Genomic DNA, 15,075 nt, shown 5'->3' with positions numbered 1-15,075 from the left:
TGGACGATGAGGTCAACCGAGGCGGGAGAGCCGAGGTGGCCGAGGAAGGAACACGATGCCCACGCCCCATGCCGCGCCCACCGGGAAGCGCGGCAGTACGCCCCGCGGCGACGCCCTGCCCTGGACCCGCAACGACGCTCTCGTCGCAGTCGGCGCGGCGGCCCTCGACCTGATCGGCTTCACCCTCACCAGTCAGGACGTCCAGGGCTTCGTCCCCGTGGCCGGCTGTCTGCTGACGACGGTGTCGGCGCTGATGCTCCTGGCCCGGCGGCGGGCCCCGCTGCTCACGCTCGCCGCCGTCCTGGCCGTCACGCTCGCCATCCTGCTGAGCTGGCCGGTGGGCCAGGGCTTGAACGCGGCCGTGGTCGTCGCCCTGTACTCCGTCGTACGTGCCCGCGGCGTCGCTGTCTTCGTACCGGCGGCCCTGGTGAGTGCGGCGATGCCGCTGGCCACGGGGGCCTCCTGGTCCCAGTCCTTGTTCCTGAAGCTGGTGGGGAGCTGCGCGGCCGTGCTGTTCGTGGTCGCCGCAGGACTCGTGATGAACCACTGGCAGCGGAACGTCGAAGCCCACCGCAGGCTGCTCGCCGAGCGGGCCGTGGCCGATGAGCGCCGCCGCATCGCCCGCGAGATGCACGACATCGTCGCCCACCACGTCACGACGATGCAGCTGATGGCGGGCGGCGCCCGCGCCAACCTCGACCGGAACCCGGAGGTGGCACGGGACGCCCTCGTCACCCTGGAGGGCCTGGGGCGCACGGCACTGCACGAGATGCGGCAGCTGCTCGACGTCCTGCGGGACGTCGACGACGAGGCGCGGGAGGAGACGACCGCGCCTCAGCCGGGCATCGCGGATCTGGAGCGGCTCGTCGCCGAGTCGTCCGCGGCGGGCCTGCCCACGGAGTTCGAGGTGCGGGGAGAGCCCAGGCCACTGCCGGCCAGCATGGGTCTGACGGTGTTCCGGGTGGTGCAGGAGGCGCTGACCAACACCCGCAAGTACGCGGGAAGCGGCGCTCACGCGCGCGTGGTCCTCACCTACGGGGACCGCGAGACGAGGGTGGACGTCCTGGACGACGGAGAAGGGACGGCCGGCGGTTTCGCGTCCGTGCCCGGCTCGGGCTACGGCCTGATCGGCATGCGCGAACGCGTCGCACTGCACGACGGCACCTTGGAGACGGGCCGGCGCGATGGACCGGGCTACCGGGTCACGGCCCGGCTGCCGCTGCCGAAGGATGAGGGAGCACTGCGATGAGCGGGACGACGGACGGTACGAGCGGGGCGGGCGCGACGGACACGGCGGATCCCGCCACCATCCGCGTGCTGATCGCCGATGACCAACTCCTCGTACGCCGTGGCCTGGTGCTCATGCTCGGGCCCGAACCCACCGTCGAGGTCGTGGGCGAGGCCACCGACGGCGCGGAGGCAGTGGAACTCGCGCGACGGCTGCGGCCCGACGTCGTCGTCATGGACATCCGGATGCCGGTCCTGGACGGCATCGCCGCCACGGCACGGCTCACCCAGGAGGTGCCGGACTGTCGGGTGCTCGCGCTGAGCACCTTCGACATGGACGAGCACGTGGTCGCCGCCCTGCGCGCGGGTGCCTGCGGCTTCCTGCCCAAGGACATCTCGCCCGAGGAACTCGTCACTGCGCTGCGCGTGGTCCACACCGGCGAGGCGGTGGTCGCCCCACGCCTGCTGACCCGCCTCATCTCCTCGTACGTGACAGCCCCGCAGCGCCCGGAGCGACCCGCCGCCACCGCCGGCCCCGCGGGCGTCCTCGACGAGCTGACGCCCCGCGAGCGGGAGGTGTGGCGGCTGATCGCCACCGGCCTGGACAACAACGCTATCGCCGCGGAGATGTTCATCAGCCCGTCGACGGTGAAGAACCACATCACCGCGCTCTTCGCGAAGCTCCAGGTCCGCGACCGGGCGCAGGCGGTGATCGCAGCGTACGAGGCGGGACTGGTCAGAGCGGGCGAGCGCGAATGAGCAAGCGTCGCGCACCACCCGCCCTCCGACTCGGCGTACACCGGCTGAAGATCGCCGCGCGGGCAGCCGTTCGTCCGACGTGTGATCGATAATGCCGACCATCGCAGAAGTCCGGGTGGTGCTGGCCGATGACGACGCCTTACTACGCGAGGGACTGGCCAGCTTGCTGGACCGGTCCGGACATGTGGTGCTGGGGCAGGCCGGTGACTCCACGGGGCTTCTGGACATGGTTCGATGCCACCGGCCGGATCTCGCGCTCGTGGACATCCGGATGCCGCCGACCCACACCACGGAGGGGCTGGCCGCCGCCCGGGTGATCCGACAGGAGTTCCCCGAGGTCGCGATAGTGGTGCTCTCCGCCCATGCCGAGGTCGACCAACGCCACGTCGGGCCGCACCCGTTCGGCCTCCCGCAGAGCGTCCCCACTGTTCGTCGCGGTACCGACCACGGTGATGCCCTGTTGCCGCAGCAGGTCGCCGGCCGCGGCCAGAAGGACCGGACTGTCATCAACGATCAGGCAACGCACCATGTTCGCCCGCCCGGCGGTGCTTCCCGTCCACCGTGTCGGCGCATACCGTCACCCCGTCGGACGCGCAGCGCCAGCACCGGCACACCCGCCGTTGCGCTAACGGCTGTTCCGAGAGGAAGCCCAGCATGAGCGGGCTGTCCACCAGGTTCACCGAGAGGTTCGCGGTGCCGTACCCCTTCGTTCACGGCGGGGTGGTGGGCGACACCCGCTGGCGCCGGTTCGGAATCGGCCGGATGGAGCACTGCGGTGGGGGCACCACTCACTTCCGCGCCCTCCGGCAGCCTCGCCGTACTGGTCCGTATGCACAAGATCACCGAAGCGGGCACCGCGCTCACGGCCCACCTCACCGGCTCGTCCCCAACGGGTCCCAGGAAAGACGGAAAGGCGGCATCGGAATTCTCCGATACCGCCTGTGACCTGCGAAAACGCTGGTCGGGACGACAGGATTTGAACCTGCGACCCCTTGACCCCCAGTCAAGTGCGCTACCAAGCTGCGCCACGTCCCGTTGCCCGCCCGCCCCGGAGTGCCGGGTGCGGCGTGCAGGGAAGACTTTACCCCACTCCGCGCCGGCATCTCGCCGGTGGCCTGCGGGCGTGGAGGGGTTTCGGGGAGAATCGGGGTGTGGAGAGGGCACCGAGGGACCGGGACGGCGAGGGGCGGGCGCGCAGTGCGCGTCCGCGGGACGGGTTGGGGCGGCCGTTGCCGTACGGGCGCGCGGGGGTGGAGCGGCAGCCCGAGGGGGTGGTGCGGGGGCCCGAGGAGACGCTTGCCGAGGCACAGCGGCTGCTGGACGCGGGGAAGCCGTTCCACGCGCACGAGGTGTTCGAGGACGCTTGGAAGTCGCGGCCCGAGCCGGAGCGGGACCTGTGGCAGGGGCTCGCGCAGCTGGCGGTGGGGTTGACCCACGCCGCGCGGGGGAACGCCGCCGGCGGGGCGCGGCTGCTGGAGCGGGGGGCAGCGCGGATCGCGGGGTACGGGGATCCGTACGACGTCGACGTGCAGGGGCTGCACGCCTGGGCGCGGGACCTCTCGGAGCGGCTGACGGCGGGCGCCGGTCCGGTGGACCCGCGGGCGGAGGCGCCGCGGCTCACCTTGAGGTAGGGCGCTAGCCGCGTAGCAGGAGGACCTCCAGGGTGCGGGGGCCGTGGACGCCCTCGACGCGATCGAGTTCGATGTCGCTGGTCGCCGAGGGGCCGGAGATCCAGGTCAGCGGCTTGGTCGGGGTAAGCAGGGTCAGGGCCTGCGGCACGGACGCCACCAGCTGGTCCGGGACCCGGACCACGCACAGGTGCAGGTCGGGCACGAGGGTGAGGGCGCGGCGGCCCTGGGCTGGGCCGGCGTCGAGGACGATGGTGCCGGTTTCCGCGATCGTCAGGGCGCAGCCGGTGAGCACGGCGGAGCAGGCGTCCAGCTCGGCCGCGGTGAGCGGACCGGTGTCGCGGACCAGGGTGGCTTCGGTGTCGGCGAGCCAGGCCGGTGGGACGCCGTCGGGGACGACGACCGTGCCGGCGCCGTTTGCGTGGAGGCGGGCGGCCACCAGGGCGGGCAGCGCGGCGGAGGTGGTGCGGTGGACGGTGGCCCGGTACTCCGTGAGGTTGCGGTCGAGCAGGTCGACGAGGGTGCTCGGGTCGTCGGGGGCATGGCTGGTGCGGTAGTCGCGGCGGACGGCCGGCGCCTCGGGAGCGTGGGCAACGGCCGCGCGGATCCGGGCCAGGATCCGCTCCCGCGCGCCGGTGGTGCCCGGACTCTCTTCGTACGTCATCCCTGGCCTCCGTCCGCGCCGCGGTTCTTCCGCCACCAGTCGCGGAAGGACTCCCGTGGCGCTTCGGGCAGCTCCCTGCTCCGGGTCCACGCCCCCGCGCCGGGGGGTCGGCGGGGGTGGAGGCGGCGGGTGCGGGCGGCGGCGCGTTCGGCCGCGGCGAGGAAGCCGGGGTGGTCGAGGACCCAGCCCGCCGTCTTGATCGCCGCCTTCTCGATCCGGTGGCCCGCTCCCCCGCCCCCGGCCACCCGGGTCCGCAGGTGGACCAGCACCTCGGGGATGTCGATGGCGACCGGGCACACCTCGTAGCAGGCGCCGCACAGGGAGGAGGCGTACGGCAGGGACGCGTCGACGGCGCTCGCGGTGCCGCGGAGCTGGGGGCTGAGGATGGCGCCGATGGGGCCCGGGTAGACCGAGCCGTACGCGTGGCCGCCGGCCCGTTCGTACACCGGGCACACGTTCAGACACGCCGAGCAGCGGATGCACCGCAGGGCCTGGCGGCCGGTGTCGTGGGCGAGGACGGCGGTGCGCCCGTTGTCGAGGAGGACGAGGTGGAAGGCGCGGGGGCCGTCGGCATCGCTGGTCCCGGTCCACATCGAGGTGTAGGGGTTCATCCGCTCGGCGGTGGAGGAGCGGGGCAGGGTCTGGAGGAAGACCTCCAGGTCGCGCCAGGTCGGTACGACCTTCTCGACGCCGACGACGGAGATCAGGGTCTCCGGGAGGGTCAGGCACATCCGGCCGTTCCCCTCGGATTCGACGACGACGAGGGTGCCGGTCTCGGCGACCATGAAGTTGGCGCCGGAGATGCCCACCTTGGCGCGGAGGAACTTCTCCCGCAGGTGCAGCCGGGCGGCTTCGGCGAGGTCGGCGGGGGTGTCGGTGAGGCCGTCGGGGGCCGGCCGGCCCCAGCGTCCCATCTCCTCGGCGAAGATCTGCCGGATCTCGGCGCGGTTGCGGTGGATGGCGGGGACGAGGATGTGGGAGGGCCGGTCGTCGCCGAGTTGGACGATCAGTTCGGCGAGGTCGGTCTCGTACGCCGTGATGCCCTCGGCGGCCAACGCTTCGTTGAGGCCGATCTCCTGGGTGGCCATCGACTTGACCTTGACGACCTCCCGCTGGCCGGTGGCCCGGACGAGTTCGGTGACGATCCGGTTGGCGTCGTCGGCGTCCTCCGCCCAGTGGACGGTGCCGCCGGCTTCGGTGACGGCGCGCTCCAGCCGCTCCAGGTGGTGGTCGAGGTGGCGCAGGGCCCGGTCCTTGATCTGCCGTCCGGCCTCCCGCAACTGCGCCCAGTCGTCGAGTTCCGCGACGGCGCGGGCGCGCTTGTCGCGGATGGTGTGAGTGGCGTGGCGGAGATTGGCGCGCAGGGTCCCGTCGCGGACCGCGTCCCTGGCCGCGGTGGGGAAGGACGGCATGCCCAGGTCGACGTGGCGTCCGCTCATCGCGACGGCTCCCAGCGGTAGGGGGTCTCTTCGGTCGCGCTGAGGATCTCCGCGAGGTGCACGGTGCGCAGCCGGGGCGGCCGGGCCTCGCGGCGGGCGACGCCGTCGAGGTGCATCAGGCAGGAGTTGTCAGCGCCGCAGAGCACGGTGGCGCCGGTGGCGGCGGCGCTCGCCACCTTGTCGCGGCCCATGGCGGCGGAGACGTCGGGGTTCTTCACCGCGAAGGTGCCGCCGAAGCCGCAGCACTCCTCGGCGCCGGAAAGCTCGCGCAGCCGTAGCCCCTTCACTGCGTCGAGGAGGCGGCGCGGCCGGTCCCCGAGGCGCAGCAGGCGCAGCCCGTGGCAGGAGGGGTGGTAGGTGACGGTGTGGGGGAAGTACGCGCCGACGTCGACGACGCCGAGGACGTCGACGAGGAACTCGGTGAGCTCGTACGTGCGCCGCGGCAGGTCCTCCTCGCCGAAGCGGGGATAGTGCTCGCGCACCATGGCGGCGCACGACCCGGAGGGGGTGACCACGTACGGGTAGCGGGCGAAGGCGCGTGCGGTGCGGCGCACCAACGGCTCCGTCTCGCGCGGGTAGCCGGTGTTGAACTGGGGCTGGCCGCAGCAGGTCTGGGCGGTGGGGAAGTCGACGTCGACGCCGAGCCGTTCCAGCAGCCGCACGGTGGCGACGCCGGTGGCGGGGAACAGTGCGTCGTTGACGCAGGTGACGAAGAGCGCGACACGCATGGTCGGAGGATAGGGCGCCGGCGGGGCCCCCGGTAGGTGACGCCGCGGCGGGGTGCGGCAGACTCACGGGGTGAGGAAGATCTATGTGATCGGCATCGGGGCGGGCGATCCCGACCATCTGACATTGCAGGCGATCAAGGCGCTGAACGAGGCTGATGCCTTCTTCATCCTCGACAAGGGCGAGGCGAAGGCGGATCTGATCCGGCTGCGCCGGGACATCCTCGACGCCCATGTGGCGGAGGGTTCCTACCGGCTGGTGGAGGCGCGCGACCCGGAGCGGGACCGGGAAACATCGGACTACTCCCCCGCCGTCGACGACTGGCGGTCGCGCCGGGCCGATCTGTACGAGCGCTTCATCGCCGATGAGCTGGGCGAGGACGAGTGCGGGGCGTTCCTGGTGTGGGGCGACCCCTCGCTGTACGACTCCACGCTCGCGGTCCTGGAGGAGGTGCTGGGGCGCGGTGCGGTCGCCTTCGACCACGTGGTGGTGCCGGGCGTCAGCTCCGTATCGGCCCTGTTGGCGCGGCACCGCACCGTGCTGAACCGGGTGGGGCGCCCGGTGCAGATCACCACCGGGCGGCGGCTGGCGGAGGGCTGGCCCGAGGACGTGGACGACGTGGTGGTCATGTTGGACGCCCGTCAGGCGTTCACCCGCCACCTCGACCAGGACCTGTACATCTACTGGGGGGCGTACGTCGGCACGGAGGACGAGATCCTGGTGTCGGGTCGGCTCTCGGAGGTCTCCGAGCGGATCGAGGAGCTGCGGGCGGCGGCGCGGGAGCGCAAGGGCTGGATCATGGACACGTACCTGCTGCGGCGTCCGTAGGACAGGCCCTTGGGCCTGTCCTACGGACGCCCCGGGCAGCGTGGGGCGCGGGCCGCTGCGCACGCACCCCACGCGGGCCCCCTCGAATGTATGATCACACCCCGAAGTTGCCATCCCGTGGGGCGTGTCTGGGGGGAACGGTGGTCCGGATCCTGCTCGCGGAAGACATGTTGATGCTGCGAAGAGCGCTCGTGTCGCTGCTTGAGTTACAGCCCGACATCGAGGTCGTCGCCGAGGTGGGGGCGGGCGATCAGATCCTGCCGGCCGCGCTGGCGGTGCGTCCTGACGTCGCCGTCCTGGACATCGACCTGCCGGGGATCGACGGCATCCAGGCGGCGGCCCAGCTCCACGAGCAGTTGCCGCAGTGCCGCACGATGATCCTCACGAGCCTGGGCCGGCCGGGCAATCTGCGGCGGGCGATCCAGGCCCACGTCTCCGGTTTCCTGCTGAAGGACGCGGATCCGGACGAGTTGGCCGCCGCGATCAGGGCGGTGGCGGCGGGCGAGCAGGTCATCGATCCGCAGTTGGCGGTAGCCACCATCCAGGCGGCCGAGAATCCGCTGACGGCCCGGGAGACGGAGGTGCTGCGGCTGGTCTCGGAGGGCGAGGACATCCCGGAGATCGCCCGGCGGCTGTCGCTGTCCCCGGGGACGGTCCGCAACTACCTGACGACCAGCGTCACCAAGCTCAGCGCGCGCAACCGGATGGACGCGGTGCGGATAGCCCGCGCTTCCGGGTGGTTGTGAGTCCCGTTCCCGGTGGGCGCACCCGGGTTCCGGCCGGGCGCCCGGTCCTCAGGCGGGGACTTCCGCCGTCAGTTCGAACCAGCCGTCGTCCCGGCTCCCCGCGGTCAGCGCGCCGCCGAGGGCGGCCACCCGTGCGGTGAGGTTGTGCAGGCCGCTGCCGCCGGTGCCGACGCCGCCGGTGGACAGGGTCGCGGTCTCGGCGCCCACGCCGTCGTTGGCCACCGCCACGCGCACCCGGCCCTTCCCCTTCTCCGCCGCGATCATGCAGTGCTGTGCCTTGCTGTGCCGGAGCATGTTGGTGATGCCCTCCCGCAGCACGGTCGCCAGGACGGTGTCGACGGGCCCGGCCGGGAGGTCCACCTCCATCCGCACCTCGGTTTGGATGCCGACGGCGCACAGCAGCGACTCGGCGGCGGAGACCTCGCGGCTCAGGCTCATGTTGAGGTAGCTGCTCGCCACGGAGCGGACGTCGGCGAGCGCCTGGCGTGCGGTGCGCAGGATCTCGGTGATCTCGGTCTCGGCCCGCTCGGGGTGGATGCGCACCAGCCGGTGGGTGAGTTCGCACTTGAGCGTGATGGTGGAGAGGCTGTAGCCGAGGAGGTCGTGCAGGTCGCGGGCGAACCGGAGCCGTTCCTGCACGATCGCGAGCCGGGCCAGTTCGGCGCGGGCGGCCTGCACCTGGCGCACCAGGTCCGTCAGTCGGCTCAGTCCGTAGACGACGAGGCCGGTGAGGCCGGTGGCGACCATGTTGTACGCCAACTCGGCGGTGCCGTAGCCCACGGTGTAGTTCAGCAGGCCCACGGTGCCGATGACGGTCGCGAAGCAGGCCCATCCGGTGGCCGACCGCAGCACCAGCAGGGTCGATCCGGCGAGGAAGCCCGGCACTCCCAGCCAGGCTTCCTCGAAGATCGGGAACGGTACGTAGGTGATCAGGGCCTGTGCCGCCAGGGTCTTGCGCCGGTGCGGTACGAGGCGGGGGGCCGCGAAGGGGAACGAGTGGAACATCTGGAGCGCCAGCAGGGCCAGCATCAGGACTCCGCAGACCGCGAGCCCCACCCCGGAGGGTCGGGCCCGCAGCAGGTACGTCAGTCCGATGAAGAAGAAGCCGCCGATCACCACGGCCGTGATGCAGACCGCCACCCGGGGTGCCAACTCGCCGTGCAGTTCGTCCTGCGGGCCGGCTCCGGAGTCAGGGGGAGCCGCCTCGGTCAGCGCTGGCCGGCGCAATGGGGACTCCTCACCGTACGTCGGTCCGCGGTATGAACTCCCCCTAGTGGGAGGCAATGTGAGGTTATGTCAAAATCCGGGGTGGTGAAAGTCGGGTACGGAGATCCCGTGTTTCCGTCACATGAACAGGGGTACGGGGTTCAGCTCCTCGTACCGGGTGGGCGCGTCGAGCCTGCCGAGCCGCACCGGGACGTCGTACAGCCGGCCGGGGGCGAAGCGGGTCCAGAACGGGCGCAGTCCCGGCACGACCACCTTGACCACCGGCAGCCCGATGTCGGGGCGGGTCTGGTCGAGCACCAGCAGCTCCAGGCCCCGGGCCGCCAGCAGTTGTTCCAGTACGGTCACGTCCTCGCGCAGGTCGCGCCGGCGCCGCACGGCGTCGGGGCCGCCCGGCCACCCGGATGCGGCGGCGGGGCGGGGTGCCAGGTGGGGCGCGTTCGCCAGGGTCGCCGTGCGCCACCAGCTCAGGGCGTCCGCGTCGTCGCAGGCGTAGCCCGTACGACCGTCGGCGCTCACGTCGGCGACGGGCGGCAGCATCTGGTTGAGCTCGGTCAGGGCCCGGCGCAGGGCGATCCGGGGGTCGAAGTGGGCGCCGAAGCCGAGGGTGATGTCCTCGGCCGCCTTGTCGACGCGCCGGGACAGGGCGGCGAACGCGGGGACGCCGATGTCGGTGGTGAGGTCGAGGGCCCAGACCTCCCGGTGCAGGGCGGCGTGGCCGGCGCGTACCCGCCGGGTCCACGGGTCGTCGAAGGCGTCGAGGTCGACACCGGGCTGAGGCGTGCGGTTGTACCACCACAGGGCGACCGCGTCGCGTTCGATCAGCTCCATGGTGCCCTGGACGACGGCGTCCTCCAGGCAGCTTCCGGCGGCGGAGCCGTTGGAGTTGGCGAAGCAGGTGCGGGCGCCGCGGGGGCAGGGCGCGTTGTAGTAGAGCAGCGAGGTGGGCAGCAGCCGTTGCCGTCTGGAAGTCAGCGACCACACCGGGGTCCAGTCCAGCCGGACGTCCTCGTCGAAGGGTTCGGGCACCCGGTGCGCGGCGGCGTTGTGCTCGTTCCACTCGGTGCGCCCGGCGAACTGCCGGGGGTGGAAGAGTTGGACGTCGTCGGGGTGGACGGCGGTGTCGGCGACGTCGCGGTAGGCGGCGCGGACCGTGGGCTCGTCGCCCTGGAAGTAGCCGCTGTGCCGCTCGACCGCCTCGCACAGGGCGCTGACCCTGGCGTGGAGTTCGGTGGTGCCCTTGCCCGAGCTGTGGCTGCGCAGTCCGAACCGGACGGACGCGAGGTCGTTGGGCGAGGTCGCGGGGTTGTGGCCGGCGTGGAAGCAGTTGAGGAACTCGGGGCCGCGCGGGTCCCGGCTGATCTCCCTGACCACTCCGGTGAGGGGGTCGATCAGATGGGCGTAGCGGTGCAGCATCTCGTCGGCGGACAGCCAGCGGTCGGCCTGTTCCACGGCGGCCTTGGGGCGGTTGTGCAGCACGACGGGGGCGTTCACCTGGCGTCTCATCAGGTCGGGGTCGCCGCAGGCGCTGCACTGGGGGCGGCGGCGCACCGGGCAGTGCTGGCCGGAGAGCGAGAGGGGGTCCACGGTCCAGATGGCGCACTGGCCGGGGTGGCGGTGGCCGGCGACCCACTTCGCGCTCTCCAGGGCGGCGAGGTGCAGCCCGGCCGAGCGGACGGCGGCCAGCGAGGAGAGCGGCGGGGAGACCCGGCGGCCCAGGGCGCGGTCGAGGTAGCTCTCCGCGGGGCGGTTGCGGCGCAGCAGGTCGGCGAGGCAGTGCCAGCACGGCCCGTCGCCGGGGCGGAACACCGGGCCGATCCAGGGCCGGTCGCCGCCGAGGCGCACCAGCAGCCACGGGGTTCCGGTGCGGCGCTGGGCGGCGTCGATGCCGCCGAGCGCTGGGTCGAGGTAGTCGTCGCACAGGACGACGGTGAAGTCCGCGGCGCGCAGCGGGGTCGGCGCGGTGGCGCCGAAGGGCCGGCCGGCGGACCGGAGGGGGTCGCCGGCGGGGTCCAGGACGTCCAGGCCGGCGGCGACGAGGGCGTCGGTGAGCTGTCGTGCGGTGGCCGCGGTGGCGGTGGCGCCGGTGGTGACGGTGCCGACGCGGGTGTGCCGCAGCCGGCGGGCCGCGGCGGTGCCGTCGAGGCCGGCCAGCTCCCAGAAGGCCATGTCGGCGGCGGCCGTCACGTCGTCCGGGCCTCGTTCGGTGAGCAGCCCCGCGGCGAGCAGGCCGGAGACGACGTGCTCCGTGCGCGCCGCGGGGATGCTCCGGGCCGCGTCGTTGATCAGCCGGTTCAGGTCCCGGGTCCCGTCCAGCAGGGGCGCGAGGGCGGAGACGCCCGCGCCGCGCAGCGCGGTGACGCCTCGTTCGGAGACCAGGAAGACCCCTTCGCCCGGGACGACTTCGGCCCGCAGGTGCGGCTTGAAGGCGAGGCCGGGCAGACTGCGCTCTGAGCTGTTCATGCTTCCCCCCTGGGATCATGAGCGGCTGTTTCGACACGGCGGGTGTCCTCGGGTTCCGCCGACGGCCCTCTCCCGCATGGCCGTCGGCGGACCGGGGTGCGTTGGTGGTGCTCGGTCAGTTCAGGCGTACGGTGACCGCGGCTTCGTTGCGGGTGTCCCGGTCGTCCTGCGGCTCGTCCACCCAGCAGATGCAGGTGCCCGCGCGGAACTGCCCCGCGGTCAGCGGCGCCAGGTCCTCGATGACCAGGTCGCGCCAGAGGGCGGTGGCGTCGTCCGCGGTGACGGACGGGGTGGCGGCGGTGGCAGTGGCGGTCAGGGTGCTCATGGTGGTTCCTCCGTTCGGGAGGTCTGGTGGTACGGGCGTGGTGGCGCGGGTGCGCCGGCCGGTGGTGCGGTCTTCGGCCCGCGGTCAGCGGGCGGTGGTGACGGCTTCGCGTGCGACGGGTGCCGGGGGCTCGGCGTCGACCGGGGCGGCGGCGGGCGGCTGCTCGGCCTCGGCGGACAGCTCCGCCCAGTCGGACCAGGTCTTCAGCCGCTCCCCGTAGACGTGGGCGACGAGGCCGCCGGGCTGCCGGCCGAAGACGACGCGCAGCGGCGGCTCCTCGGCGTCCACGATCTTCAGCAGGGCGGCGCCGGCCGCTGCCGGGTCGGCGACCTCGGGGGCGCCGCCGCTGAACATGCCGGCGCGCAGTTGGTCGTAGGCGGGCAGCGGCGCGGCGAAGACGGCGGAGGATCCGGCCCAGTCGGTGGCGTATCCACCGGGCTCGACGAGGGTGACCTTGACGCCGAAGGCGGCGACCTCCTGGGCCAGGGCGTCGCTCAGCCCTTCGAGTGCCCACTTGGAGGCGTGGTAGCCGCCGAGCATCGGGAAGGCGACGACGCCGCTGACGCTGGAGATCTGCACGATGTGTCCGCTGCCCTGTGCGCGCAGGTGCGGCAGGGCGGCCTGGGTGACCGAGAGGGCGCCGAAGAGGTTGGTCTCCAGTTGGGCGCGGACCTGCTCCTCGGTGATCTCCTCGACGGTGCCGAAGAGTCCGTAACCGGCGTTGTTGACGACGACGTCGAGACGTCCGAAGTGGTCGTGGGCCCGCTGCACGGCGGCGAAGACCGCGGAGCGGTCGGTGACGTCCAGCGCCAGCGGGAGGATCGCCCCGCCGTAGGTGCGGGTGAGGTCGGTGAGGGAGTCGACGTCGCGTGCGGTGGCCGCGACGGTGTCTCCACGGCCGAGGGCCGCCTCGACGAAGCACCGGCCGAAGCCTCGGGACGAGCCGGTCACGAACCAGACCTTGGTCATTTTCTCACTTCTTTCGTCGAGTGTTGCGATGCTGCCGCCGAGCGGCGCCGGGCTAGTTCAGATATTCGAGTAAACAACAGCACGAAAATGCAGTTAGCAAGCCATCGAAGGCCCCAATAAAAGGTTCTGATCGGTGTGAACGGAAACCCTGAAGTCGCAGGCCCCCGCGGGCGCGCGACTTTCCCTAGCCTTTAACCATGACTTCTCCAACCCCTCACCCAGCAGCGGCGGTTGAACCAGACAACCGTCGCTGGATCGCGCTGGCCATCGTCTTGATCGCCGCTTTCATGGACCTCGTCGACGTCACGATCGTGAATATCGCGATCCCGTCGATCCAGCGGGACATCGGGGCTTCCACCGGTCAGATCCAGTGGATCACCGCTGGATATGCCCTCGCCTTCGCGGCCGGACTGATCACCGGCGGCAGGCTCGGTGACATCTTCGGTCGGAAACGGCTGTTCCTCCTGGGAATCGGGACCTTCACCGTGGCGTCCGCGCTCTGTGGCATTGCCGGCAGCGCGGAGATGCTCGTGGGTGCCCGCATTCTGCAGGGCGCAGCCGCCGCGCTGATGGTCCCGCAGGTGCTGTCCATCGTCCACGCCACGTTCCCGGCCCACGAGCGCGGCAAGGTCTTCGGCCTCTTCGGCGCCATCGTCGGGCTCGGCGGGGTCTCCGGCCCCCTGCTCGGCGCGCTGTTGACGGAGTGGGACCTCTTCGGTCTCGACTGGCGGCTGATCTTCCTGATCAACCTGCCCGTCGGCATCGCGGGGCTGTTCCTCGGCCGCGTCTTCATCAGCGAGTCCAAGGCTCCCAAGGCGCTCCGCCTCGACCTGGTCGGCGTCGCCCTGGTCACCTTGGGTCTGTTGATGCTCGTGTACCCGCTGACCCGCGGGCACGAGGAGGACTGGCCGGCGTGGGGCTTCGTCTCGATGGCGTGCTCGCCCCTGGTCCTCGGCGCCCTGGTGGTGTACGAGCGCTACAAGGCCCGCAAGGACGGCTCGCCGCTGATCGAGCTCTCCCTCTTCAAGGTCAAGAGCTTCAGCGCGGGCATCGCGGTGCAGGTCGGCTTCGGCATGGTCTGCGGCATCTTCTTCTTCATCTGGACGCTGTACATGCAGGTGGGGCTGGGCTGGAGCGTGATGCGCGCCGGTCTGACGGGGCTGCCGTTCTCCGTGGCGACCTCGATCTTCGCCGGCATCTCCGTGCAGCAGCTGGTGCCGAAGTACGGCCGCAAGGTGCTGCAGGCGGGTGCGCTCGTGATGGGCGCCGGGATGCTGCTGTACGCCTGGCTCGCCGACCGGTACGGCACGGACATCGAGACCTGGCAGATGTTGGCACCGCTCTTCGTCATCGGCGCCGGCATGGGCCTGATCACCGCGCCGCTGACCAACGCCATCCTCTCCGACGTGCCGCGTGAGCACGCCGGTTCGGCGTCCGGCCTGATCAACACCACGCTCCAGATGGGCAACGCCCTCGGGCTCGGTTTGACCTCCGTGGTCTTCTTCGGCGTGATCAACGAGGAGGCGGGGCCGGCCCTGATCGGCACCGAGTTCGCCGACGCCTTCGAGAACGCCCTCTTCTGGGTCGCCGGAGTGCTGTTCGTCATCTTCCTGCTGATCTTCGCGCTGCCCGCCAAGGCACCGGCCGGGTTCGAAGGAGAGGGCATGCCGCCGGAGGGCGAGCCGGGAGCGGTTCCGCCGCCGGCTGGCCGGGAAGCCGTCGAGGAGCAGCGGGCGCCGTCCGTGACCTGACCGCCGTCGCCGTCCTCGTCGGAGGAACGGCCGACCGACAGAAAGAGACCAGCGGGGCCACGCTCACTCGGTGAGCGTGGCCCCGCTGGTTGTTCCGTTCGACCGACGTCGGGCACCTGTCGGAAGGGGGTGTTCGGGTGCGTGCTTCGGGCCCGGGGCGTCGGCCCCGGGCCCGGAAGGTGCTGTGCTCGAAGGGTGCTGTGTCGTGCGGTCAGTGCTCAGCCGTGCCGCCGAAGCTGTCTCCGGTCATGGCGGCGGTGAGGGTGGTGCCGTCGTTGGGGTCGATGAGGAGGAAGGCGCCGGTGCGGCGGGAGTGGGTGTAGGGG

13 protein-coding genes, 1 tRNA gene and 2 pseudogenes are annotated in these 15,075 nt (G+C 71.9%); 7 read left to right on the top strand and 9 right to left on the bottom strand.

The genetic code is table 11. The features are described 5' to 3' along the window. Window positions 1-55: 55 nt before the first annotated feature. From ABZ842_RS37200 to ABZ842_RS37190, 3 genes and pseudogenes are all read left to right on the top strand, one after another. Window positions 56-1,249: a sensor histidine kinase gene (locus tag ABZ842_RS37200; RefSeq protein ID WP_361547714.1), complete on the top strand. Its 1,194-nt coding sequence runs from the start codon at window positions 56-58 to the stop codon at window positions 1,247-1,249. Further along, on the top strand, window positions 1,246-1,986 hold the full coding sequence (locus ABZ842_RS37195) for a response regulator transcription factor (protein WP_361547711.1): 741 nt from the start codon (window positions 1,246-1,248) through the stop codon (window positions 1,984-1,986). Before ABZ842_RS37200 ends, ABZ842_RS37195 begins: the two co-directional genes overlap by 4 nt. A gap of 91 nt (window positions 1,987-2,077) precedes the next feature. After that, window positions 2,078-2,308, top strand: a pseudogene (locus tag ABZ842_RS37190) (response regulator); the annotation flags it as partial. Between the two features lie 87 nt (window positions 2,309-2,395). Here ABZ842_RS37190 and ABZ842_RS37185 read toward each other — a convergent pair. Then, window positions 2,396-2,515 (bottom strand): annotated as a pseudogene (locus ABZ842_RS37185) (hypothetical protein); the annotation flags it as partial. Window positions 2,516-2,944: 429 nt separating this feature from the next. Beyond that, a tRNA-Pro gene (locus tag ABZ842_RS37180) sits at window positions 2,945-3,021 on the bottom strand. Between the two features lie 116 nt (window positions 3,022-3,137). On the opposite strand from ABZ842_RS37180, the gene ABZ842_RS37175 reads away from it, so the two are divergent. Further along, complete coding sequence (locus ABZ842_RS37175; protein WP_361547708.1) at window positions 3,138-3,617, top strand: DUF309 domain-containing protein; 480 nt, start codon at window positions 3,138-3,140, stop codon at window positions 3,615-3,617. 4 nt (window positions 3,618-3,621) lie between these two features. Here ABZ842_RS37175 and ABZ842_RS37170 read toward each other — a convergent pair whose 3' ends face one another. From ABZ842_RS37170 to ABZ842_RS37160, 3 genes are read right to left on the bottom strand one after another with little or no spacing between them, the layout of a single operon-like run. Continuing rightward, window positions 3,622-4,278, bottom strand: a complete 657-nt coding sequence (locus ABZ842_RS37170; RefSeq protein WP_361547705.1) for an LUD domain-containing protein — start codon at window positions 4,276-4,278, stop codon at window positions 3,622-3,624. Next, the gene (locus tag ABZ842_RS37165; RefSeq protein WP_361547702.1) at window positions 4,275-5,717 is read right to left on the bottom strand and encodes a lactate utilization protein B; all 1,443 of its coding nucleotides are present in this window, start codon (window positions 5,715-5,717) and stop codon (window positions 4,275-4,277) included. Before ABZ842_RS37165 ends, ABZ842_RS37170 begins: the two co-directional genes overlap by 4 nt. Next, window positions 5,714-6,445: a (Fe-S)-binding protein gene (locus ABZ842_RS37160; protein WP_361547699.1), complete on the bottom strand. Its 732-nt coding sequence runs from the start codon at window positions 6,443-6,445 to the stop codon at window positions 5,714-5,716. Before ABZ842_RS37160 ends, ABZ842_RS37165 begins: the two co-directional genes overlap by 4 nt. A 70-nt stretch (window positions 6,446-6,515) precedes the next feature. Between ABZ842_RS37160 and cobF the strand changes: the two genes are divergently transcribed. Together cobF and ABZ842_RS37150 are read left to right on the top strand one after the other, a co-directional pair. Then, the gene (gene cobF, locus ABZ842_RS37155) at window positions 6,516-7,271 is read left to right on the top strand and encodes a precorrin-6A synthase (deacetylating) (RefSeq protein ID WP_361547696.1); all 756 of its coding nucleotides are present in this window, start codon (window positions 6,516-6,518) and stop codon (window positions 7,269-7,271) included. Window positions 7,272-7,411: 140 nt separating this feature from the next. Continuing rightward, window positions 7,412-8,017: a response regulator transcription factor gene (locus ABZ842_RS37150; RefSeq protein ID WP_361547693.1), complete on the top strand. Its 606-nt coding sequence runs from the start codon at window positions 7,412-7,414 to the stop codon at window positions 8,015-8,017. 48 nt (window positions 8,018-8,065) lie between these two features. Here ABZ842_RS37150 and ABZ842_RS37145 read toward each other — a convergent pair whose 3' ends face one another. From ABZ842_RS37145 to ABZ842_RS37130, 4 genes are all read right to left on the bottom strand, one after another. Further along, complete coding sequence (locus tag ABZ842_RS37145) at window positions 8,066-9,244, bottom strand: histidine kinase (RefSeq protein WP_361547690.1); 1,179 nt, start codon at window positions 9,242-9,244, stop codon at window positions 8,066-8,068. Between the two features lie 117 nt (window positions 9,245-9,361). Then, window positions 9,362-11,704, bottom strand: a complete 2,343-nt coding sequence (locus ABZ842_RS37140; RefSeq protein ID WP_361547687.1) for a TOMM precursor leader peptide-binding protein — start codon at window positions 11,702-11,704, stop codon at window positions 9,362-9,364. 115 nt (window positions 11,705-11,819) lie between these two features. Next, on the bottom strand, window positions 11,820-12,029 hold the full coding sequence (locus ABZ842_RS37135) for a hypothetical protein (protein ID WP_361547684.1): 210 nt from the start codon (window positions 12,027-12,029) through the stop codon (window positions 11,820-11,822). An 84-nt stretch (window positions 12,030-12,113) separates the two neighbouring features. Next, on the bottom strand, window positions 12,114-12,998 hold the full coding sequence (locus ABZ842_RS37130; RefSeq protein ID WP_361547681.1) for an SDR family NAD(P)-dependent oxidoreductase: 885 nt from the start codon (window positions 12,996-12,998) through the stop codon (window positions 12,114-12,116). Between the two features lie 197 nt (window positions 12,999-13,195). On the opposite strand from ABZ842_RS37130, the gene ABZ842_RS37125 reads away from it, so the two are divergent. Further along, complete coding sequence (locus ABZ842_RS37125) at window positions 13,196-14,749, top strand: MFS transporter (RefSeq protein WP_361547678.1); 1,554 nt, start codon at window positions 13,196-13,198, stop codon at window positions 14,747-14,749. The last annotated feature ends 326 nt before the right edge of the window (window positions 14,750-15,075 follow it).

The sequence above is a fragment of the Streptomyces sp. NPDC047315 genome, from assembly GCF_040643215.1.
Lineage (GTDB): Bacteria > Actinomycetota > Actinomycetes > Streptomycetales > Streptomycetaceae > Streptomyces.
The sequence above is the reverse complement of the archived record's forward strand: the minus strand, read 5'-3'. Positions and strand labels throughout refer to the sequence as shown.